Below are 22,774 nucleotides of genomic sequence, written 5' to 3'. Positions count from 1 at the left end.
GCATCTCTTAATAGAATGCGCCCTTACCTCTACCCTAATTTACCCTGACCTAATAGGGAAGTCCTCTCTTGTACGTTCATTAAATCGAACAAGACAAACTGCTCGCGAATCGCAGAAGGCTTGTTGATTTTATTGCAGCCTTTGCTATCACAATCCTCACTCTAAAAATACACGTTTTTCGAATAACATCGTCCTGATTTCTAAACTTGGTATCTTGTAAGATGCAGGTTACAATTGGTTTTTCTGAGCCAAGGGGATATCGTCGTAAAGGGGAATTAAGCGAAGCCGCGGTTGCAGTGTCCGATTCCTGAGCAATGGGGATATCGTTGTACATAAACCCCGCCGAGCGCCCACCCACTGCATTCACGAAACGATTCAGCGCAAAAAGAAAAAGCCGCTCAGCGAACGGCTCTACTTTTTCTCACTAACCTCTATGCAATTATGCGACTTTGTTGTAAGTCATGATCCAAATCGATCCGGCTACGATGGTGAGCACGATGAACAAACCGAGAATGAGCACCATCAAGTTGTAGCGCGGCTTGCCTTCTTCCTTCAGATGCATGAAATAGACGAGCTGAACAACGAATTGAAGCACCGCAGACCCTAGAAGCAGGATCGTTGCAGCCTTGCCTTCCAGCATATCGTTAAGCACGACAATTAGAGGGATAGCGGTCAATATGAGTGACATAACGAAGCCAATGACATAAGATTTCAACGAACCATGCGCCTCATGCGAGCCGTGCGAATCCTGCGGGCTTTGAGCCGAATGCTGAGCCATCTTACATCACCTCCAACAAATACACGATAGTGAAGACGAAGATCCAAACCACGTCGAGAAAATGCCAATACAAGCTAACTACGTTTACCTTGCGCCGAGTCACAGAGCTGATACCATGGCGGCCAAGCTGAATCATAATCGCGAGCATCCACACAAGACCAACGGATACATGAAGACCATGGGTACCAACTAAGGTGTAGAAGGCAGACCAATAAGCGCTTGTAGAAATTGCTGCACCCTCATGTACCAAATGTACGAATTCCGAAATTTCTAAGCTGATAAAAGCAGCGCCGAGTACTACAGTGACAGCAAGCCAGCTAATCAGACCCTTACGGTCGCCTCGATTCATCGCCAACACAGCCAAGCCGCTTGTAAAACTGCTAGTAAGGAGGATAAACGTCTCCGCGATCACACCCGGCATTTCGAAAAGCTCAGCTCCCGCAGGACCGCCAGCCGTATTTCCGTTTAACACGACAAATGTCGCAAACAAAGTTCCAAACAAGATGCAGTCGGTAATTAAGAATATCCAGAAGCCCATCGTTCTTAGAGCTTCTTGGTCATGATGGCCCTCGTCCGCATGGTGACTCGAGTGAGCCTCGGAAGCAACTGCATGATTTCCAGAATACGCCATCAGAAAACCCCCCTAGCCGCAGCCTCGGTGCGTTTGATCTCATCAACCGGAATATAATAATCTGTCTTGTAATTAAAGGAGTGAGCAAGCATACATGCTGCAACCCCTATCAATCCAGGTATCGCGATCCATAACCAATCGAACACTAAGCCGAAGCCCGCGACAAACCAGCAGAACGACATGACGAAAGGAATTCCCGAGTTTTTCGGCATATGGATCGGTTCGAGAGGCGGTACCGGCTTTGGCGCATGTCCCTGAGCAAGCCGCAGCTTCTCTTCCCACAGCGGATCCTTCTCGTCTACATGAGGAATGGTAGCAAAGTTATACACCGGTGCAGGAGAAGGGATCGACCACTCCAGCGTACGCCCGTTCCAAGGATCGCCCGTTGTATCTCGCTCCATGAACTTGATGCTGTGCAATATTTGCCACACTTGGAAGAGGAACCCGATCCCCATCAGGAAGCCGCCGACCGTGGATACAAGGTTAAGCTCCCACCAGCCGCGATCCCAGCCGTAGCTGCTCACGCGGCGCGTCATGCCCATCAGACCCAATACATATTGCGGCATGAAGCACACATAGAAACCGATGTTCCAGGTCCAGAAAGCCCATTTGCCGATTTTCTCGTTGAGCTTGAAGCCGAATACCTTCGGCCACCAATAGTAAAGGCCCGCGAAGTATCCGAATGCAACGCCGCCGATGAGCACTTGGTGGAAGTGGGCGATCAGGAAATAGCTGTTATGGAACTGAAAGTCTGCCGGAGCAACAGACAGCAGCACGCCCGTCATACCGCCCACGACAAAACAAGGAATGAAGCCGATCGTCCAGAGCATTGGCGTCTGGAAGGAAATCTGGCCGCGAAACATCGTAAACAGCCAGTTAAATACCTTGACCCCCGTAGGTATGGCAATCAGCATCGTCGTCAAAGCGAAAAATGCATTTACGTCCGCTCCGGAGCCCATCGTGAAGAAATGATGCGCCCAGGTGAAGAAGGAAAAGAAGCTGATGCTCATTAAGGCGAACACCATCGATTTATAGCCAAACAACCTCTTCTTGGAGAAAGTCGCCACGATTTCCGAGAATATTCCGAATGCCGGCAGGACGACGATATACACCTCGGGATGTCCCCACATCCAAATCAAGTTGATATACATCATGGGGTTTCCACCGCCATCCAAGGTGAAGAAATGAGCGCCGAAATAACGGTCAATAAACAGCAAGGCTAATGTAACAGTCAGTATCGGAAAAGCAAGAATGATCGTCAGACAGCTGGAGAGAACTGACCAGCTGAACATCGGCATCTTCATGAGCTTCATACCTGGGGCGCGCATCTTCAGAATCGTTACGATGAAGTTAATCCCCGTCATAAGACTGCCGATACCCGAAATCTGGATACCCCAGATATAGAAGTCTTGCCCAACGCCCGGACTGTGCGCAGCCCCAGAAAGCGGCGGGTAAGCAAGCCATCCGGCATCCGGCGAACCGCCGATAACGAACGACATGTTGAATAGCATCGCTCCGAAGAAGAAGAGCCAGAAGCTCAAAGAGTTCAGGAACGGGAAAGCGACGTCCCGGGCACCAATCTGCAGCGGGATAACAAGGTTGAATAACCCAAACATGAGCGGCATCGCCATGAAAAGAATCATGATGACCCCATGCGTCGTGAAGATCTGGTTATAATGCTCCGGAGAAAGGAATTCCGAATCCGGGATGGCTAACTGCGTACGCATGAGGAGCGCATCGACGCCGCCGCGGAAGAGCATCAACAGGGATGCGATGACGTACATGATGCCGATTTTTTTATGATCAACGGTTGTGAGCCAATCTTTCCATAACCAAGTCCATTTCTTGAAATAGGTAAGCGCGGATACCACAGCTATTATTGTCAATGCGATAGAAACGTCCGCACCATAGATGAGCGGATCTCCCGTCACAAAAAACTCGGAAGCGAACTCCTTAATATTTTCCCACATTGTTGCACCCCCCTTTCGAAGTATTAATGGTTCCCGTGACTTTCGTGTGTGTTCGAATCATTCTCACCCTCTATTGCAGCAGGTGACTCATCGTCAGTCGTTGAATCTGCGGAAGCTGAATCATCCGAACCATGGTTGTGACCGCCATACTTCGTGACGATCCGGTCGAACAGCCCATCCGGAATCGAGGAGAAGGTAACCGCATCCGACAAGCCCGGTACCGCCAATTGCTCATATCCCTCATCCGTGAGCGCAGGAGATGAGCTGCGTATTCCTTCAACCCATTGATCGAATTCCTCTTGAGAGGACGCTTTGGCTGTGAAATGCATTTTCCCGAATTCACGTCCGCTAAAGTTAGCGCCCATTCCTAGATACTCTCCCGGCTCATCGGCAATCAGATGAAGCTTCATCGTCATTCCGGACATTGTATAAATCTGACCGCCCAGCTGCGGAATCCAAAATGAGTTCATCGGCGCATCCGAAGTTAGCTCGAATCGCACCGGGACATCCTCGGGGAATTGAAGGTAGTTCACCGTTGCAATTCCTTGCTCCGGATATTGAAAGAGCCATTTCCAATCGAGCGAGGTGACCTGAATAACGATAGGCGCAGCTTCGTGCTCAATTGGCTTAGACGGTTCAAGTTCGTAAGTATATTTGACCGTAATGACGGCTAGTATCGCGATAATGACGATGGGAATTCCCCACCAAATGACCTCAAGCTTCGTATTATGCTCCCACTCAGGCGCATACTTGGCCTTGCGATCCGGCCTTTGGCGATAACGCCACACAATGACGAAGGTCAGTATCAACACCGGTACAATGATGACCGCACAAAGAATTGTTGAAATCAACATCAAATCCAATTGCTGCTTACCGATAGCTCCTTTGGGATCGAGCACGATGATTTTGTCGCTGCAGCCGGCCAATAGAAGCGTCATAACGACTAGCGAAACCACCGTCGTCAAGCACCGAAGCCCTTTCTTCATTTCCATCCCCTCCATCTCCCCTAGCTCCAACAATCACCTTGTTAGAAGGACTGAACGCATGCTGCCGATCCTTGTCGAAAATTCAGCATTCCCTCGTATGTAACCACCATATCAGAAAGAAAAGCGATGTTCCTTACAGTTAACAAAGGCGTCAAACAAACGTTGAAATTTCGCAATACTTTGTTCACCTGTTCGCCACATTGTGAAATAAAGTACATAGTGCGGCGATGACCGTTTAAATTAGATTCAGGGGAAAAGAAAAAAACGTATACCGCTGACCTCAGGAGGCAGTATACGTTCTAGTCGAGCTATACGGAGGATTTTCCGCTGTTCTAACCTTCGATATCGTTCCGATAAACCTCGTAAGCCGCGTGATACTCCATGATCCTTGCTACATCAGAGATAAAGCTTTCCTCATAACCCGCTCGCCTGAGCAGATGGAAGCCCATCTCCATCCCTGACGCAATGCCCCCGCCGGTGATTATTCTCCCGCTGTCCACCACTCTTGCACGGCTAATCCGGCAAGCAGGAGCAATCTCAGCTAAGCGTTCTATAGGTACCTTGCCCATTTGCGAAGCTTCCAGCCGATCGGGTTCTTTCCGGTTCGTCGCAGCTATCCCATCTAATAAGCCCATCTTTCCATAAACCCATGAACCTGTACACACACTGGTCAATAGGCATTTTTCCGGCAAGGATTCAATATACCGGTGAAGGCTGCCGTTGTTCATCTCCTGCCTTGTTCCGAACCCTCCCGGAATCAGGAAGGCATCCATGTCCGGCCGGTCTTGAAAACAATAATTCGGAAGTACAGTTAACCCCGCTTGGGTTTGTACGGGACGCATGGCATCCGCTATCAAGAAGGCTTCAAGCTCCGGATCCAACCGCCTCGCCACGGAGAATACCCCATAAGGCGCCGCATAATCAATTACTTCGGCATCCTTAAATACATAAATCCCTAGTCGAAACCCACTTTTAGCTGGCATAAAAGCATGACCTCCATTTAATTGTTAATAGTTGATGAAGGTTATGTTATCATAGCTATATCTATTCGAGATATGAATATTATGAATGTCTGGTATTTCATTTACCGATACCAACTAGATGCAGGAGTGTGGCACATGCTAGATAAATTAGAGGGACGATTTTTCGTTACATTCTTATCTGTGTTACAGGAAGGAAGCTTTAGTCGTTCCGCCGAGAAGCTTGGCTATGTTCAGTCCACCGTCACCGCCCACATCCAGCAATTGGAGCTTGCTTGCGGTCAGAAGCTGTTCAATCGAATGCCCCGAGGTGTTCAACCAACGGAAGCCGGAAATACATTAGCCGAATATGCCAGGCAATTTCGGCAGCTGGGAACGTTGCTGGAGGAGCAAATGACTCGCTTGGAGGAGCCGCGGGGCGAGGTGCGGCTCCAGACGATGGAGTCCTTCTGCGTCACAAGACTTGGCAAATTCCTTCTCAAGTTCTTCGCAGACTTTTCCGAAGTATCTTTACGCTTGGAAACGGGCTTTCAAGAAGATATTGTCGAAGCCGCACTGCGTCACGCCATTGATTACGGTATCGTACCCCGCGACCCGGGTAGAGACGATCTTCTATTCGAGCCGTTAATCACGGAACCTATGGTATTTGTGGCGTCGCGAAAGCTTGCCGAACATGCGAATCAAGCAGACTTGCCAACGCTTGCTCGCGAACGCGTCATAGGCTTCGGACCCCGCTGCTTGTATCAGACAGTTGCAGGCTCCTTGCTTGAGGAGCAAGGGCTCCGAGGGGTCGACCATATCGAGTTCCCAAGCACTGAGCTCATCAGGCAAATGATCTCGTACGGCCGCGGCATCGCGTTCTTACCTCGTGCAGCCGTTCAAGATCAGCTCGAATCCGGGGATTTCGCTGAGCTTAACTTGATCGAACCCGTTATGCTCACCCATGGCATCATCAGCCACAGGGATCGCACCTTGAGCGCCGCGGCGAAGACTTTCAAGACGGAATTGCTTGCCTATATGACATTTGTCATGTCCACCTCCTGACGTTTATGACTGTCGGCTGCAGGCGCCCTCTTCTACAATATAGGTAACATAAACATTCCTTGACTTCCGGTTAAGCACCTTGCGTCTCACTTTAGGAGGAAAACAACACATGACTAAAGCCAAAGAACTGAATCTAAAAAAAGAAATCGCGCCCTTCGAAAACAACGATATCAAATCAAGCTTACGACAATTATTTAATACACTGGTACCGCTTATCCTGCTCTGGATCGCGGCTTATTATAGTTTATCTATATCCTATTGGCTTACGCTTCCGATCGGGATCCTCACGGCTGGCTTTGTGATTAGATCCTTCATCATCTTTCACGATTGTTGTCACCAGTCCTTCTTCAAGAGCAAGCTCGCGAATGAAATCATCGGTACGATTACAGGTGTAATCTCGCTTGTTCCTTACCACCAGTGGAAAACAACTCATTCCATTCATCACGCCAGCAGCGGCAATCTTGAAAAACGCGGAATCGGCGATATCTGGATCATGACAGTCGAAGAATATACTTCTTCATCCTTCTGGATACGGCTCGCTTATCGCGTATACCGCAACCCATTCACGCTGTTCGTCATTGGTCCCGCTTATATTTTCCTGATCGACTACCGCTTCAACCGTAAAGTCGCTAGACGACGCGAGAGAATCAATACGTATATTACCAATGTATCTATTGTCGGTCTCTATACCCTGTTATGCTTAGCAGTCGGCTGGCAGTCTTTCCTGATGATTCAGGGTCCCGTCTTCTTCTTCTCGGGTCTTGCGGGCGTATGGTTGTTCTATGTTCAGCATCAATATGAGGATTCTTACTTCGAGCATGAGGATGAGTGGAGTTACGTGAAAGCCGCCGTAGAAGGAAGCTCCTACTATAAGCTTCCGAAGGTGCTGCAATGGCTAACCGGAAACATCGGGTTCCATCACGTTCATCACCTTAGCCCGAGAGTACCTAACTATCATTTGGAAGCTGCTCATAACGCCACACCTCCGCTTCATATGGCAACGACGATTGATCTTCGCACGAGCTTAAATTCACTGCGCTTTCGTCTATGGGATGAGCAGAATAAGAAGTTCATTAGCTTCAAGGGAGTCAAGATTGCTCACCGCAAACCGCAGCATGAGAGTGAGCCCAAGCCTATCATCCGCCCAAGTCTGGAAAGCAAATAACTCAAATGAGGTGCACCGCGTTTTATACTGCGGGTGCACCTTCTCTTCATGAGCAGCCGATTGTGCTAAAATGGATGTAACAAAGGTGTAATCGTAAGAGAGGTGAGCTGCTATCCAAGCGTGGCATCAGAAATTTCATAAAAATACGGGCTTGAGCCCTTACGTATGGGTCGTTTTTTGCATCCTTCCCTTTTACTTTATTTTCCGACCCTCATCGATGCAGCAAGTTTTTATAGGCATATTAATGATCATCGTATTCTTTATTTGTTATGCACTGTCCTTCATATCCAAAGGGTGGCAGGTTTATTTCTGGACTAGCGTACAGATCGTGATCTCAGTTGCGATGACGGTTGTCTTCGGATATGTATATTTTTCGATGTTTCTTGCTTTCTTCATAGGTAACATAAAAAGCCGTGCAGGCTTCTTCACCCTATATACAGTCCACCTGGTCAGCACCTTCGTGACGATCAACTACGGCTTCGTAACCAAGAACTCCATGCTGCTTACCCAATTTCCTTTCGTGCTAATCAGCTTATTTGCCGTAATCCTGCTGCCGATCAGCACTTATAACCGGAATAAACGGGAGAAGCTGCAAGAACAGCTTGAGGACGCGAATAAGCGCATCTCCGATCTTGTGAAGCTGGAGGAGCGTCAACGTATAGCACGCGATTTGCATGACACACTAGGACAGAAGCTGTCTCTGATTGGATTAAAAAGCGATTTAGCCGGGAAGCTCATGCGGCAGAATCCAGAACAGGCTCAGTCAGAGCTCGATGACGTGCGACAAACGGCTAGAAGAGCGTTAACGGAAGTGCGAGAAATGGTTACGAATATGCGCGGGACGCGAGTCGAAGACGAAATGTTCCGTATTCAACAAATTCTGAAGGCAGCGCAGATCGATTTCACCCTAGAGGGTGACCCAAAGCTGACCGAAACTTCTCTACTTAATGAGAACGTACTCGGCATGTGCCTAAAAGAAGCCGTCAACAACGTCGTGAAGCACAGCGGCGCAACCGCCTGCTCTGTAATCATTGAATCTAATCGCGCCGATCTCGTTGTCAAAGTAAAAGACAACGGTGTAGGGGTGTCCAAGGCTAACGGTTATAAAGCAGGAAATGGGCTTCGCGGGATAAAAGAAAGGCTAGAGTTTGTGAACGGAAGCCTTGATATCGCGGCGGACTGCGGCATGACCATTACAATGAGAGTGCCGAACGTCGTTAAACAGCCAATCATGGAGGGAGAAGCATGATTCGTATTATCATCGCCGAAGATCAGAGGATGCTGCTCGGCGCTCTTGCGTCCTTGCTCAATCTTGAAACGGATATGGAGGTTGTCGCTCAAGCAAGTAACGGAGAAGAAGCTGTTACTCTAGTGAAGCGGCATCAACCCGACATTTGTATCATGGATATCGAGATGCCAGTCAAAAGCGGACTTGAAGCAGCCGAGGAGATCAAAGATCTAGGCTGCAAGGTGATAATACTAACGACATTCGCCCGTTCCGGTTATTTCGAAAGGGCTTTGAAAAGCGGTGTACGAGGTTACCTGCTCAAGGATAGTCCGATTGAGGAGCTGGCCGGTTCCATCCGCAGCATCATAGCAGGCAGGCGAATCTTCGCCATCGAGCTGGTGGATGAAGCTTACGGGGAGGAAAATCCTTTAACCGAGCGGGAGAAGGAAGTGCTCGGCTTGATCGCCGATGGCAAGAACACGAAGGAAATCGCCGGCCAGCTGTACATCACGACCGGGACCGTGCGGAATTACATCTCCGTGATCTTAGATAAATTAAAGGCGACTAACCGAATCGAAGCCATCATGAGATTCAAAGAGAAAGGCTGGTTCAAGTGAACCAGCCTTCTGTTTCTATATCCCTTAGGTTAAGCCGGATCTTCCGCGGAAACAACCGGCTGGACAGGCTCATTATTCCGTTGCATTAAAGGCGCGATTACGCCGAATAGCATAATTTGGCTTCCGCCGACCAGGAACCCGATTCCAACCATTAATCCAAGGTTTCGATCATTGAATTCCGCCAAGTTCATCATGCAGCATATGATTCCTACGCCGATAACGACCATTGCGACCCATTTAAGCATCCGAGCCATTTCACGATTTTTCATGATGTCAGAACCCCTCTCTTGTAAGCGCTATATGTGAACATATTAGCACAGAGTTGTGACAAATTAAAGTCGGAATGTCTCACTCGCCGAAATTCGGGCTAATCTCTGCTCGAATATTGAGGCATCAATTTCCTCTATTGCATAGTCATGGAAGCCGTACTACTCATCGATCCTTCTATTGTCTGGTCTGCTACATCCGGCTTAGGGTCAGCCTTCTCCCCTCCCCCTTCTCTACTCTTCTCCTCAAGTAAAATTTGCTGACCCTTGGTTTGGAGATTATCTAAAGCCTCCGATACAGTAATCTTCCCGTCCGTTACACTCTGAAACTCCTGCTGGGTGAGTCCATCAAATTTCATGTAGAACTCCTGCGGAAGCTTATCGAAATCCTTGTACATATTCGATTGGGAAGGCTTCAAGCTATAGAATGCTGCCATATTATGGCAGAGAGATTATCCGAAGAAACCCCTACTTTAGTCGAGGCTGCCAAGTGACCTCGGACGGTTACGCAACTATTATTTGCCAATGTAAAATGAAAATATATTATACAGCCTTGAGAGGAAGATCCTAAACATGAAAAAACTATGGTACCTTACCGCTTTTTCCCTCGTTATCATCGGAATCGCCGGTGTTCTATCTTACGACTGGAAAAAGGGAGAAGATCTTCCGGAGTTCGAGAAGAAATGGACTTTCGAATCCGCCGAGCTGCGGAAATTGGCGATTTCCAGCGACTATGACGTGAATATTGCTTTTGTCAAAAGCACGGACGGAGCCAACTCCATCTTCCTCAAAGGGGCAGGCACAGAGAAGATGATAGAGAAAATAAAAAGCACCGAAATTTCTAACCAAAGCCTGCAGCTTGATTTAGTCCGGACTCCTAAGAGATTCATCAACTTCTTCGACTTTAGCTTTGAGAATGCGATAGAGGAATTTATAATTTCCGTTAAGGATGACGCCCTGCTTGAATTACTCGAGCTGGAGCTTGATTCGGGCAACATTAAGGTTATCGACGCAGCTAATATACAGATTATCGATGCAGAAGTCTCCCTAGATTCCGGTAATTTCAACTTGAACAATTTCAAAAGCGATCAATTGAATATCGAGGTCGATTCCGGCAATATTACGGGGGACAAAGTAACTGCCGAATTGACGGCCTCAGTGGATTCCGGAAATATCAGACTTAAGAATGCAACTGGACGATCTAACCTATCCGTGGATTCAGGAAGCATAAGCCTTTATAAGCTAGACACCGCGGATGCGGAAATAACCGCAGACTCCGGCAACGTGTACGTTCAAGTACCTTCCAGCTTCGCAGGCTTCTATGACCTCCAGGTCGATTCCGGCACAGTAAAGTCCCCTGAATCCAAGCGGGAAACGAAAGATTATATTAAAGTCACAACAGACAGCGGAAATATTAAGATCGAACAAAACTGAACGATCAATACGCATAAGAGCTTTGTATAGTGACGCCGCGTTACTCATGTGGGTTTGTGAGGTGCGGTGTTTTTTTATGCGCGGAATAGCTTGCAAGGCAAGTAACTTAGCTTGTAATCGATGAAAGGCTGGGGCTCTTCTCCTCCTTTGGTCGAGGTAAGGATTAAACTCGGGACGGTTACAGGAGGTTCGAATCAAGCGATAAGATATGAGCAAGAGAATCACCGTAAAGTACGGATAAATTTAAGGAGGTTTTCCCTTTGTTCTCTTTCGTAAGCAACGTAGTATTGGGATGTGCGCTTCTATTAATCCTCTTGTCTTGGATTGCTGGGAGCAAGGCTGCACGATTGTTATACGGCGGCTCTGCCGAAAGATTAAATCGTAAGGCTCGCAAGCAAATGGTATGGGCGGCCTATGTTACACTTCCAGCGGCCGCATTGATCGTCGCTACTTTCATAATCGTCCAGTCCATGGGCCCCGTATTCTGGGAGGACAGGGTGTTATTACACCTTCCTCTTATAGTCATCCCTCTTCTGTCCATTTGGGTGCTGGCGGTGCCAAGGCAATGGAAGCTATGGCGGGCAACTCATAAGACTAGCGGCCCATTGTCAGCAGAAATTCGTCTGCAAGCCGCACATCCCCTCATTATCGTTCCCTTCCAAATGTCAGCATTGGGCGGGGTTACGTTATTTTACTTTTTACTAGTCACACCTGTGACTCTTCATTTGTCAAGTGCGATCGTTCCTATTCTTATTTGGATAGCCGCCACGGCAGCCGTTTGGTATGTACATGACCGGAGATGGCAGAAGGTTAGCCGTCCCGATTCATTCATTGTATACCAGCCATGGAGAAGAAGACTTCGGGCACTGGGTATCTTCTGCATTGCAGCGGGCATAGCCGGTGTCGCTATGTTCATAGAGAGCCAAAATAGCAAGCTCCCTGCAGTTATGAGTATGTCAGAGGGAGCGATGGACTTCGGTGGCGGGACAGAACTTAAACACGATGCGAAGAGCGCCGTCTCCGTCGCCATGTTTACAGGCCCTCGCGAGGGAACTCCGGACCGGAAATTTACATTAACCGCCGAGCAGCAGACGGTTACGTTAAGCTCAGGCAAGAAGGTGGATGCATGGACTTACAACGGACAGATTCCTGGGCCCGAGCTGCGAATGAAGCAAGGCGAGCTTGTTGAAGTGACGTTGATTAATCGGGATATTGAGGATGGGGCCACGATCCATTGGCATGGACTTGATGTCCCGAATGCCGAGGATGGAGTGGCGGGAGTTACGCAAGATGCCGTCATGCCCGGCGAGAAGCATGTGTATCGTTTCATTGCCGAGCAAACGGGAACCTTCTGGTATCACTCCCACCAGGAATCCCAGGAAGCGGTGAGCAAAGGCTTGTTCGGTCCTCTCATTGTCGAGCCCGCACTGCCTGCTGAATCAGGACCGGTGGAGGATTTGACGGTGATGACGCATGTCTGGGACGGGGTTGGTTTTGCGATTGGATCTTATGACACCTTGCAGCGGAAGCAGGTTACTCCCGGAACCCCTGTTCGCCTTAGGCTTATTAACACCCAAGACTGGGTAAGGCAGAAATATGTGCTGACGGGAACTTCTTTTCGGGTAGCAGCACTTGACGGGACTGAGCTCCATGAGCCTGAGGATTTGCGAGACTCCCATGTGGTAGTATCCACGGGAGGAAGAGCGGATTTAACGTTCATCATGCCTGATCATCCGGTATTTCTAAGTATTGGCGGCAACAAAAAATTAGGCATCCTCTTAAGCCGCGACGGAACGGGAGAAATTCCTGACATCCCAAAGACTGAGTTGTTCGATGCGTTAAATTACTGTCGGGATGTCTATGCATCTGATGTATGAAGGAATCGCAACCCCTTATACCGTGCGAAGCGATACTGTTAATCATCCGGAGTGAGGGGGATAACTCTCTAAAACCCACCTGTACTTTTTACAGATTAACTACCGCCTGCTCATACAAAAGCCTCCAAACCACTTCTCAAGCGGATTGGAGGCTTTGATCAAGGCTATCGAGTTTCAGTACTGCCTTCTGCAACTAAACGTTAAACTCACCAGGGTTCAAGCCAAGGGCGTTACAAATATCGCGAACAACATTCTTCTCTTTGTCGTCAAAGTCACCGTCCGCCGCTCCGATCGCGCAACAAACACCCACAATTACACGGCCAACGTCAGGCTTGCCGTTAAATTTGGAAATGATCTTCAGCGCCTCTTGCTTGCCGATCATCGCGTCGAAATCGATATTGGAAGCATGATGATTAAAGCGAGCAATTACATCGGACATATCAAAAACCTTCAACTCATCGCTCCGGCTCATATATCCTGCCATCTTCTGCTTTTCCTGGGCATCGATTCTGCCGTCTGCTCCAGCGACCATCGCGCAACCGGCTACGATCGCATCCATGAAATCTTTATTTTTGAATTTCTTAACCTGATCCGTTAATCCCTGCTTGGTATTCTGCAACCATGATTTAAATGGTGAATTCATCTGACAAACCTCCCACAAGGAATCGTTAACTACTACTTGAATTGTAAATATAACGGGAGGAATTAGCAAATTTACGCAATATACTCCAAATATCATCATAGGCGAAACTGAAAAGTTCAACTATAATTAAGCAAAAGTTAGTCGTTCGCAGGGAAAGAGGAAAATGTGATGTGGCTCGGGGAACGAAAATATGCGTGGGGACTGCTTAGCATCCTTTGGATAATCGGCTGCATCGGCGCGTTATCACGCTTTGTGATGGCTTATTATCAAGTGACGATCGCCGATGATTTCGATGTTGGCCGCACCTACATCTCCATTGCTTGGTCAACCAACCTGCTCATCGCAGCCATATCAGCCCCTATCGGGGGATGGCTCGTAGATAAGCATGGAGCTAAGCTTATCTTGATCATCAGTGTCATTATTGGGGCGATCGGCTCCTTGCTCGTATACCTTTTTCCGAATCCGGTTACGTTTTTCCTCGCCTTCGGCCTGTTGTCCGGCTTAATCGGGCTTGGGGCGACGACCTCTTTCACACTAGTTATCCAATGGTTCCAGCTTCGCAGAGGGATGGCTCTAACCATTCTAAACAGTGCATCTCCGCTGGGGTTAGCTATTATTACCCCTTTATTCGTGCAAGCCGAGGGCTTGACCTGGAATATTGCCTTTCTTCTTAGCGCTTTGCTCAGCTTCTGCCTCGTTGTTCCGCTCACCGCTTTCTTTATGCGAAACGGAGCTTCCAACAAATCGGAATCAGAGACGGTCGCCCCTCCTGCTCAAAAGAATCTCACCCGCTGGCAAAGCTTTAAGCACCATCTAGCAACAGCCGTATCGACTCCGGTTATGCCCATCATTATTTTGGCGCTGTTCGCCTGCGGATTTCACATGGGAACAGTAGAAATGAATATGGTCGCGATCCATCAGCATGCCCACGTATCTCCATCGGAGATCGCGTTAGCCGTCAGTCTGCTGGGACTTATGGAAGTGCTCGGCTCATTTATTTTCGGATATATGCTGGATAAAATCTCTCGCTCTCTCGCGCTCGCGCTGCTTTACGGCATTCGCTCCATCGGGTTTGTTTTTCTGTTCCTCCATCTGGACGCGACACCAATCTTGTTCTCCATCTTGTTCGGGGCCGCTTACAACACAACGGTTCCTGGAAGCTTGCTGCTGGCACAGGAAACGACCAAGGGCTCCGCGACCCAGACCGGATTCCTGCTCTTGTTCCATCAAGGCGGAGGTGTCATCGCCGCATTGATGGCCGGAGTCTTATTCGATATCCTCGGGAACTATCAGCTGCATATCGGGCTGGACGCCGCCTTTGGAGTAATGACCGCGCTAGGCTTCTGCTGGGTTCACTTCCATCTTCGCAAGCAGAAGCGTCAACGCGAGCATCAAGCGCAGCTTAGCTTGTAGGCGAAACTGCCATTTGCATGCAGCGATTCATCTCTTCTTGATAAAGAAGCTTTTGATGATCACTCCAATCTAACAGCTCAGCCATGGCCGAGAATACTCCGCTCTGATCTTGGCGCACGGAATCGATATTGAAATAAAGCCGGCCTGTGCGTCGAATCCAGAAGTCCTCCGGTTTTATTGCCCCTTCTTCCTCAATTGCGTATATAAGCTCTGCCGCTAAAGCCAGGGGCAGCCCATGCTCCTTCGCGAAGCTTTGCGACAGCGTTGCTAGCTCGTAAAGCTTCGGAGTGTTGGAGCCGTAACGTCGGGCAAGCCGACCCGCCTCCTCCTTGGAAAGCCCAGTGGAGCGGCCTTCCTCCACTCTTTCCTTTACATAACGTTCAAACTGCCGAGAGCCCCCGACATCGCCGCCAGAGATTGGCATATGCTTTGTATCGCTTGGAACCGTAATTCTTTTCCCGTCGGCTGCCATCAGCTCTCCTACTCGATTCACGACCGTTTCGGCCATTTTCCGATATCCCGTCAGCTTTCCTCCAGCAACGGATAATAAGCCGGATGGCGAGATGAAAAGCTCGTCGCGACGCGACACCTCCGAAGGATCCTTGCCCTCCTGCTGAATAAGCGGCCGCAGCCCTGCCCAGCTCGACTCCACATCCGTTGCCTCAAGCTTCACGCTCGGAAATATGAAGTTAGCCGCCTTTAACAAATACGTCCGATCCGCTTCTGTCAGAGTTGGATGGGCAATATCCCCTTTGTAGTCGGTATCCGTCGTTCCAAAATACGTCTTCCCGTCGCGAGGAATAGCGAATACCATTCTTCCGTCCGGCGTATCGTAATAAATGGCCTGCCTAAGCGGAAATCGGCTTTGGTCGAACACTAGATGTACGCCTTTAGTCAGCCGCAAAGTTTTCCCTTCCTTCGACCGATCCATCTCTCTGAGCTCATCGACCCAAGGTCCGGTGGCATTAACGACGCGTGAGGCGCGTATCTCATAAGCTTCTCCGCTGATGGAATCTCTTACAAGTGCCCCCGCAATCATACCCCCATCATATAGGAAGGATTCCACTCCCGCATAATTGACCGCCATCGCCCCATTCTCCGCCGCTTTCTTCATAACTTCGATGGTTAAACGCGCATCATCCGTCCGGTACTCTACATAATAGCCGCTGCCTAGCAGACCTTCCCGCTTCAGCAGGGGCTCTTTATTCAGGGTTTCTTGGACGTTAAACATCTTGCGACGCTCCTGCTTTTTCACGCCCGCGAGGAAATCATAGACGCGCAACCCGACCGACGTCATTAACGGACCGAATGTCCCCCCTTTGTAGAACGGCAATAACATCCACTCCGGGGTAGTCACATGGGGACCGTTCTCATAGACGATCGCCCTCTCCTTGCCCACCTCCGCAACGACGCCGATCTCAAACTGCTTCAAGTATCGAAGTCCGCCGTGCACCAGCTTGGTAGAACGGCTTGAGGTGCCCGCCGCGAAATCCTGCAGTTCAACCAGCGCTACCCGCAACCCCCGAGAAGCAGCATCAAGCGCGATACCCGCTCCAGTAATTCCGCCTCCGACGATCAACAGATCGAAGGTTTGTTCAGACATCGACGCCAGACGCGCTTTTCTATTTAGAGAGGATAAGGGCTGGTTTCGCATGAATTGCTGTTTCTGCTTGATATTGAGCTGTGACATAATCGTTCCCCCTTGATTAAAAGAAAAAACCATGACAATGACTTTCAGCTCCCTCGAAGGGTTTGCTGAAAGTCGTCATGGTTTCTCCAGTTCTCCAACCGATATTAACTTGTTACGTGTACTATAACATTATTCACCCTTGAAAGCTATCGCCGCTTTCTAACCGCCGGAGGCACGCAATCCCTGCATTTATCAGCGTCCGCTCCGGTTGTCCGGAAACCATAATTCCCGCCTAGAAGTCGTGATAGCTGCAGCTCCAGCTTGCAGAGCCTCTTCCACTTCCCTAGCCGTACGGATTAATCCCCCCGCAATGACAGGAATACCCGTCCTCTCCTGAACCTCTGCGATGAGATGCGGCACAATTCCGGGCAGTACTTCGATATAATCGGGCTTCGTTTTTTCGGCTAGCTCTATGCTTTTGTCCATGGCCCCGGAATCAATCAGGAAAATCCTTTGAATCGACACCAGTCCATTTTGTTTTGTTTTTTGGATAACGATCGTACGAGTGGAAATGAGTCCGGCCGGTCGAATTTGCTGGCACAGATATTCTGCGGCGTATTCGTCGTTTTTGAGCCCGTCGATCAAGTCGGCATGAAGCAGCACCTTTTTGCCGTGCTGATGGGCCAAGTCAAGCATCGGCTTTAATAGACCGATCCGCCCCCCCAGCAAAACGATATACTCGATAGAGGAAAGCAGCAGCTTCTCCAGCTCTTTCATATGGCGCACGGCAGGCAATATCCGCTGGCTTCCAAACAGCATTTGCGTCACTCCCAAGGGTGTCATGTATTAACGCTTTGGCCTTGTGGGCAATCTCTTTGATCGTCGCCATGTTCATTCCTTCCTGCGCTTTAACCCCGGCTTGCTCCGACTTCACATTCCCAGGAACATTCTGTTCTCCGCCGTATGGTTAAGCACGAACCAATATTGCTTTTCTTCAGTACCGCGTCGATACACTTCAACACCCGGTTCACTCTCAATATGACAGATCTTTCTTTTGTTTACAATGGTGCTTGCAAGGGCCTTCAGCACGTCCTCCGCCAGTCCGCCGCCGATATAATAAACGTCCCCTTCACCGAAAGCATTCCTTGTAACGGCAGCCTCCGCAAAGAATGAATCATCATATCTATGAGGTGCTCTGGCCAATAATCAGGATAGTAATCTACGCCTAAATACATGCTGCAACTTCCTCCAAACCGTCTATTCTTTAAGCGCACTGCCGAGCATTCCGGAAATAAAATGATTCTGCAGCAGCAGGAAAAACACGATAATCGGCCCAGTAGCCAATGTGACTCCCGCCATTACTTGTCCATAGTCGATGCGGGATAACCCGAATAGACTGGACAAGGCAACAGGCAGTGTGTACATTTCCTTTGTTGATGCTGCGACAAGAGGCCACAGGAAGCTGTTCCATTGGAACATAAACAAGAAAATAGCCGTGGCCGCAAGCGCGGGTTTTACAGAAGGCAGAATAATGCGGTTGAACAAGCCCCATTCGCTAACCCCGTCAATCCGCCCAGCCTCCATAATCGCATCCGGAACGGCCAGCATATTTTGCCGCATGAGGAAGATCGCGAATGGATAAGCCACATTGGGCAGAATGAGTGCTTGATAAGAGTTCAGCCAGCCCCATGCTGCCATCATCTTGAACAGTGGAATGACCAGAGCGTGATAAGGTACCATCATGGAAAGTAAAAATACGGCGAATAGCGCGTTGCGTCCTGTAAAACGGAATTTCGCAAAGGCATACCCCGCCATCGTGCAAACCGTAAGGCTAAGCGCTGTATAAATGACCACGACGAACAACGAATTAAACATGACGCGTCCGATCCCGATCGTATCATTCAAGTTGGAGACATTCTCAAGAAACTTTCCGCCCGGCCATAACACGGGGGGCTTGGAAAATACTTTGCCGCTTTCGTTGGTTGAAGCGATCGCAGCCCAGTAGAACGGAAACAGCGAGACTACGGCGCTTATCGTGAGACAAACATATAAAAAAACGGATGAAAATCGGTTAGTTAGCATTATTCATCCCCCGTTAGCTTAAATTGAACGAAAGACAGAATCGCAATTAACACCACAATGACGTAAGCCAAGGTGGACGCATAGCCGAAATCGTAGTAGCGGAAGCCCGTTTGGTACAAATACATCCCGATCGTCAGCGTTGCATCGCTCGGACCGCCCTTAGTCAACGTGTAAGGCTCATCGAACAATTGCAGTGTCCCGATAGTACTAAGAATTACCGTAAATAGGATTACCGGCTTAAGCTGCGGAATCGTCACGGAGAAAAACTGCCGGATTTTACCTGCTCCATCCAAGCTTGCCGCTTCATAAAGGGATTCTGAAATGTTCTGCATCGCGGCTAAATAAATGACCATATTGTAGCCGGACCAGCGCCAAGTCATCGCAAGAATCAATGCCGCTTTAGCCCATACCGGGTGGGAGAGCCAAGGTACGGCATGCAAACCTAACGCCTGCAGCATCTGATTGATAATCCCATCGCCCATCAACATAATGGAGAAAATGATGGAGTACGCAACCAATGAGGTGACGGCCGGCATAAAGAAAGATACCCGGAACAAACCTTTGAACCGTTTGGCAGAGTTCAACCATGATGCCAGCATAATGCTAAGCGACAGCATCAATGGCACTTGAATAATCAAGAAAACAAAGGTGTTCTTAAGCGCAGTCCAGAAAATCTCGTCGCTAAGCAAGCGGCGGTAGTTGTCGATGCCTGTGAATGTCATCTCTCCGCCTTCGCTCGTCTGGAAGCTGAGCAAGAACGAATAGATGATGGGATAAGCCATGAAAACCGCAAAAAGAATGATAGCCGGGGTCAAAAATAAATAAGGCGCATACGTCTTTGTTCTCACCCGCAGCCCTCCTGTCACATGGATGGAAAAGAGCAAGAGATTCAGGCTTTAGGGCCCGAACCTCCCGCGATGATTCGTCATTAGCCGTTAATTGACTGTACGTTTAGTCCGTCCGGCCAATCTGTCCGCTGCGGCTTTTAATGCTTCCGCAGGATCTTTGCCGTTGAATACATCCGCTTGTGCTTTGACCGCTTCGTCCAAGGCCATTGCATAGTCTTTGGTGTAATAAGGCGTCGGGATGCTGCTCATCTCTTCGCTGAATAGCTTCCAAATTTTTTGGCCGCCGAAGAAAGGGACATCTTCTTGGAACAACGGGTTGCTATATGCGCTTAGCAGGGAAGGGAACAAACCGAATTTGTCCATGGCTTTAACTTGAACCTCCTCGTTCGTAGAGAAATACTCCATGAAGCTGTACGCTGCATCGGTATTTTTGGAACCTGCCGTAATCATCCAGCTGCTGCCGCCGAGGTTCGCTGCGCGGTTTCCGCCTTTCTCGAAAGCCGGAAGCTGGAATACGCCCCACTTGCCGCTCGTGTCTTTCGCTTGGTCGATAATTGTTCCGTAGTACCATGCGCCGAAAGGAATCGTAGCAACGGAACCGTCGATTGTGGCAGACACGATGCCGTCCCAACCGTTTACGTCTTTCACAAGGTCCGCATCGCCGAATTTCTTGAGCGTAGCCATCGCTTGAACGACTTTCGGATTGTTGAAGTCGATGTTGCCGTCTTTATCGAAATAATAAACGCCAAGCTCGTTCATCATCATACGGAAATTAGCGTCATCTTTGAATTTGTCAGCAGGAAGCGCGAAAGCGCCTGTTTTGCTTTTGATCGTTTGACCAGCGGTGAAGAAATCATCCCAGGTCTCGATTTTCGTGGCATCAACACCGGCTTTGTCGAACAAATCTTTGCGATAGAACATACCCGTAGGACCTGCGTCGAATGGGAATGCATAATACTTCCCGTCTTTGGCGGTCAATTCTTTCTTAAAGGCAGGGAATTGATCGGCTTTGGCGTCAAAGCCTTTGTCGGACAAGTTCAGGAACCCTTTCGGGAATGCTTCGAGGTAGCCTTGGATCCTGTCATCCTCTACCAGAACGATGTCAGGAAGGCCGGCGCCGCCTGCAGCCAGGCCGGTAGACAGCTTATCATATACGTCCAGACGTCCGATGTCTTCCACTTTAAGGGTAACGTTCGGATGATCCGCCTGATACATCGCGACAGCTTCGTTTAATGCTCCGACGTTAACGTTCCAAGCCCATGCGGTCAGCTCTACCCTTTCTCCGCCCGGACTCGCAATTTCCGTTGCCTCAGGCTGATTATTGTTGACTCCGCAAGCCGTAACTAGCAAAGCAGTTGCGAGCATTAACACGGATAACTTAGATCTTTTAGACATTTAAAGATCCCCTTTAAAAGAAATTTTACTAACTTGAAACCGGTAATGAAGCCCTTCATGTTGTTGTAAGCGTTTCCCAGCAAAAATTTTTTACTCTTAATTTTACTGAAAAACAATCATTTTTTTACTGAAAATTTTAACTAAACAAAAAACCCGAACCTCTCGGCCGGATCTAACTATGCTTCTATTATGTTTAATCCCAGAAATTTGTATTCAGCGATTTCCCTAAAACCCCAACTTCTCTTATTGCTCATGATGTCCGAATCCGCGGCCAGTGCGGCTACGCAAAATGGTTAAATCTCGCTATCTCTCTATCCAATCAACTTGTTCGGAGAAGGCATACAATGCTATAAATCCTTATGGACAAAGGGCGTGGCGGGAATGACTTCGGACTTCAACCGGGCGAGATCCTTCACATTGCTAGGCAGCAGCGGCGGACTCGCTAAGGCGGTACTTTCTCTGCTCAATGCGGCCGTTACGGATAATAACGACCCCATACATGGGATACTCGTACAAACTGAGCTTCATCTCATCGATCTTAACCAGCGTGAGCCCCTTTATTATTCGGATTTGTACCCTAATCTGTTCTCCAGGCTTCATCTGCACCAAATGGATCTAAACAACTTGCAAGCCTTCAAGCAGCATCTTGTCGATACGGATAGCCGACTCGTTATTGATGTTTCATGGGCCGACACTTTGGAGATGCTAAACTGCTGCAATGAGCTTGCGATCCCCTATGTGAACTCCGCTTTGGAGAATAAAGCGGTAGACGAAGACCCCACTCTATACGGATTCCCCCTGACCGAACGTTATGACCGTTTCGAGGATCAGAAAGCCCATTTCACGAATACGCATGCTATCGTTTGTTCAGGAATGAATCCCGGAGTTGTCCAGTGGATGGCATTCCAGCTCCAGCAGGAAAATCCAGACCGAACCCCGCTCGCCTGTTATGTCGTCGAGCATGACAGCTCTTTTTTCACGGATGCCCTGTATGTCCAACCGCAAACCTTATATACCTCCTGGTCTGTTGAATGTTTCCTAGATGAAGCTATTCTTAGCTACCCGATGTTCGTCAAAGGTCATGTGCCGCATTATTTGCACGAGGAGGTTTACTCCGCGGAATACAAGGTTCGCTTAGGAGAGAAGCAATTCTATGGATGCCTAATGCCTCATGAAGAAGTATTAACGTTGGGTATGCTTAGAGATTGGGAGGTCGGCTTCATTTATCGTGTAAATGATTTAACGACTGGACTTATCAGAAACCATTTGGATCACGTAGACGAGCTGTGGGATTGGAATCAGCAAATTTTGGAGCCTTCCCTCGGAGATGTAAGCGGCGAGGACCTCGTAGGTGTTCTGTTTGTTTATGACAATGAAGAAAAGTACCTTTACAACGTAATGAATAGCCGCGATATTTATCCCATTTACCGTACAAATGCGACGTACCTCCAAGTCGCGTGCGGCGTATATGCCGCCATAGCATGTATTCTGCTCGATCCCGTACCAAGGGGCGTTCACTATATAGACGAGCTTCTGCAAATTGGCGGCAGCCGTTACGGTGATTATTTGTCAACCCACATGAAAACATTCGTACGTGGAACGAATGATCGCTCGGACGGTTTTCTGCTGCAAAGAAGAAGAGAAGCCTAATCGGCTTCTCTCAGATCGTCGAGAAACCCCCGTCTCTTGAGACGTAGGGGTTTCTCTTCATTTTTGGAGAGGGGATCATTAAAATCCGAGGGGGATATTACCCTAATTCCCTCCTTTCGAGTTGGAGGGCAATCTTC

At 48.8% G+C, this 22,774-nt stretch carries 22 protein-coding genes; 8 read left to right on the top strand and 14 right to left on the bottom strand.

Translation table 11 applies throughout. From position 1 onward, the window contains the following. Positions 1-439: 439 nt before the first annotated feature. The 5 genes from cyoD to ACESLK_RS27755 form a co-directional block, all read right to left on the bottom strand. Entirely contained in the window at positions 440-778 is a 339-nt protein-coding gene (gene cyoD / locus ACESLK_RS27775) for a cytochrome o ubiquinol oxidase subunit IV (protein WP_373233063.1), read from the bottom strand. A gap of 1 nt (position 779) precedes the next feature. Continuing rightward, the gene (cyoC, locus tag ACESLK_RS27770) at positions 780-1,409 is read right to left on the bottom strand and encodes a cytochrome o ubiquinol oxidase subunit III (RefSeq protein WP_373233062.1); all 630 of its coding nucleotides are present in this window, start codon (positions 1,407-1,409) and stop codon (positions 780-782) included. Beyond that, positions 1,409-3,379, bottom strand: a complete 1,971-nt coding sequence (locus ACESLK_RS27765; RefSeq protein ID WP_373233061.1) for a cbb3-type cytochrome c oxidase subunit I — start codon at positions 3,377-3,379, stop codon at positions 1,409-1,411. The genes cyoC and ACESLK_RS27765 overlap by 1 nt, the downstream gene beginning before the upstream one ends. 23 nt (positions 3,380-3,402) lie before the next feature. Beyond that, positions 3,403-4,371 carry a ubiquinol oxidase subunit II gene (gene cyoA / locus ACESLK_RS27760; RefSeq protein ID WP_373233060.1) on the bottom strand — a complete coding sequence of 323 codons (969 nt, stop codon included), beginning with the start codon at positions 4,369-4,371 and terminating at the stop codon, positions 3,403-3,405. 326 nt (positions 4,372-4,697) lie between these two features. Continuing rightward, entirely contained in the window at positions 4,698-5,348 is a 651-nt protein-coding gene (locus ACESLK_RS27755) for a DJ-1/PfpI family protein (protein ID WP_373233059.1), read from the bottom strand. Positions 5,349-5,483: 135 nt separating this feature from the next. On the opposite strand from ACESLK_RS27755, the gene ACESLK_RS27750 reads away from it, so the two are divergent. From ACESLK_RS27750 to ACESLK_RS27735, 4 genes are all read left to right on the top strand, one after another. Then, positions 5,484-6,389: a LysR family transcriptional regulator gene (locus ACESLK_RS27750; protein WP_373233058.1), complete on the top strand. Its 906-nt coding sequence runs from the start codon at positions 5,484-5,486 to the stop codon at positions 6,387-6,389. Between the two features lie 109 nt (positions 6,390-6,498). Then, positions 6,499-7,554 (top strand): Delta(5) desaturase DesA, encoded by a 1,056-nt coding sequence (desA, locus tag ACESLK_RS27745; RefSeq protein ID WP_373233057.1) that lies wholly within the window; start codon positions 6,499-6,501, stop codon positions 7,552-7,554. Positions 7,555-7,666: 112 nt separating this feature from the next. Continuing rightward, entirely contained in the window at positions 7,667-8,803 is a 1,137-nt protein-coding gene (locus ACESLK_RS27740; protein ID WP_373233065.1) for a histidine kinase, read from the top strand. Continuing rightward, entirely contained in the window at positions 8,800-9,399 is a 600-nt protein-coding gene (locus ACESLK_RS27735) for a response regulator (RefSeq protein ID WP_373233056.1), read from the top strand. The genes ACESLK_RS27740 and ACESLK_RS27735 overlap by 4 nt, the downstream gene beginning before the upstream one ends. A gap of 29 nt (positions 9,400-9,428) precedes the next feature. Here the strand turns inward: ACESLK_RS27735 and ACESLK_RS27730 are convergent, their stop codons facing one another. Continuing rightward, positions 9,429-9,668 carry a hypothetical protein gene (locus ACESLK_RS27730; protein WP_373233055.1) on the bottom strand — a complete coding sequence of 80 codons (240 nt, stop codon included), beginning with the start codon at positions 9,666-9,668 and terminating at the stop codon, positions 9,429-9,431. A gap of 134 nt (positions 9,669-9,802) precedes the next feature. Next, positions 9,803-10,102: a hypothetical protein gene (locus tag ACESLK_RS27725; RefSeq protein WP_373233054.1), complete on the bottom strand. Its 300-nt coding sequence runs from the start codon at positions 10,100-10,102 to the stop codon at positions 9,803-9,805. Positions 10,103-10,238: 136 nt separating this feature from the next. Here ACESLK_RS27725 and ACESLK_RS27720 point away from each other — a divergent pair, with 136 nt between their 5' ends. Together ACESLK_RS27720 and ACESLK_RS27715 are read left to right on the top strand one after the other, a co-directional pair. Beyond that, positions 10,239-11,099: a DUF4097 family beta strand repeat-containing protein gene (locus ACESLK_RS27720; protein ID WP_373233053.1), complete on the top strand. Its 861-nt coding sequence runs from the start codon at positions 10,239-10,241 to the stop codon at positions 11,097-11,099. 260 nt (positions 11,100-11,359) lie between these two features. Beyond that, entirely contained in the window at positions 11,360-12,976 is a 1,617-nt protein-coding gene (locus ACESLK_RS27715; RefSeq protein WP_373233052.1) for a multicopper oxidase family protein, read from the top strand. 193 nt (positions 12,977-13,169) lie between these two features. Here the strand turns inward: ACESLK_RS27715 and ACESLK_RS27710 are convergent, their stop codons facing one another. Continuing rightward, complete coding sequence (locus ACESLK_RS27710) at positions 13,170-13,619, bottom strand: tellurite resistance TerB family protein (protein ID WP_373233051.1); 450 nt, start codon at positions 13,617-13,619, stop codon at positions 13,170-13,172. Between the two features lie 168 nt (positions 13,620-13,787). Here ACESLK_RS27710 and ACESLK_RS27705 point away from each other — a divergent pair, with 168 nt between their 5' ends. Further along, positions 13,788-15,032, top strand: coding sequence for an MFS transporter (locus ACESLK_RS27705; protein WP_373233050.1), 1,245 nt, complete (start codon positions 13,788-13,790; stop codon positions 15,030-15,032). Here the strand turns inward: ACESLK_RS27705 and ACESLK_RS27700 are convergent. The 6 genes from ACESLK_RS27700 to ACESLK_RS27675 form a co-directional block, all read right to left on the bottom strand. Beyond that, a complete protein-coding gene (locus ACESLK_RS27700) occupies positions 15,022-16,722 on the bottom strand; it encodes a glycerol-3-phosphate dehydrogenase/oxidase (RefSeq protein WP_373233049.1) in 1,701 nt (566 codons plus the stop codon). The genes ACESLK_RS27705 and ACESLK_RS27700 overlap by 11 nt on opposite strands. A 192-nt stretch (positions 16,723-16,914) precedes the next feature. Beyond that, positions 16,915-17,481: a glycerol-3-phosphate responsive antiterminator gene (locus tag ACESLK_RS27695; RefSeq protein ID WP_373233048.1), complete on the bottom strand. Its 567-nt coding sequence runs from the start codon at positions 17,479-17,481 to the stop codon at positions 16,915-16,917. Between the two features lie 111 nt (positions 17,482-17,592). Continuing rightward, positions 17,593-17,865 carry a beta-galactosidase trimerization domain-containing protein gene (locus tag ACESLK_RS27690; RefSeq protein WP_373233047.1) on the bottom strand — a complete coding sequence of 91 codons (273 nt, stop codon included), beginning with the start codon at positions 17,863-17,865 and terminating at the stop codon, positions 17,593-17,595. Positions 17,866-17,919: 54 nt separating this feature from the next. Further along, positions 17,920-18,744: a carbohydrate ABC transporter permease gene (locus tag ACESLK_RS27685; protein WP_373233046.1), complete on the bottom strand. Its 825-nt coding sequence runs from the start codon at positions 18,742-18,744 to the stop codon at positions 17,920-17,922. Then, a complete protein-coding gene (locus ACESLK_RS27680) occupies positions 18,744-19,592 on the bottom strand; it encodes a carbohydrate ABC transporter permease (RefSeq protein ID WP_373233045.1) in 849 nt (282 codons plus the stop codon). The genes ACESLK_RS27685 and ACESLK_RS27680 overlap by 1 nt, the downstream gene beginning before the upstream one ends. Positions 19,593-19,679: 87 nt before the next feature. Next, a complete protein-coding gene (locus ACESLK_RS27675) occupies positions 19,680-20,987 on the bottom strand; it encodes an ABC transporter substrate-binding protein (RefSeq protein WP_373233044.1) in 1,308 nt (435 codons plus the stop codon). Between the two features lie 381 nt (positions 20,988-21,368). Here ACESLK_RS27675 and ACESLK_RS27670 point away from each other — a divergent pair, with 381 nt between their 5' ends. Further along, positions 21,369-22,637, top strand: a complete 1,269-nt coding sequence (locus ACESLK_RS27670; protein ID WP_373233064.1) for an S-adenosylmethionine decarboxylase related protein — start codon at positions 21,369-21,371, stop codon at positions 22,635-22,637. The last annotated feature ends 137 nt before the right edge of the window (positions 22,638-22,774 follow it).

This window comes from Cohnella sp. (assembly GCF_041640265.1).
GTDB lineage: Bacteria > Bacillota > Bacilli > Paenibacillales > Paenibacillaceae > Cohnella.
This window is presented reverse-complemented; position numbering and strand designations above follow the sequence as displayed.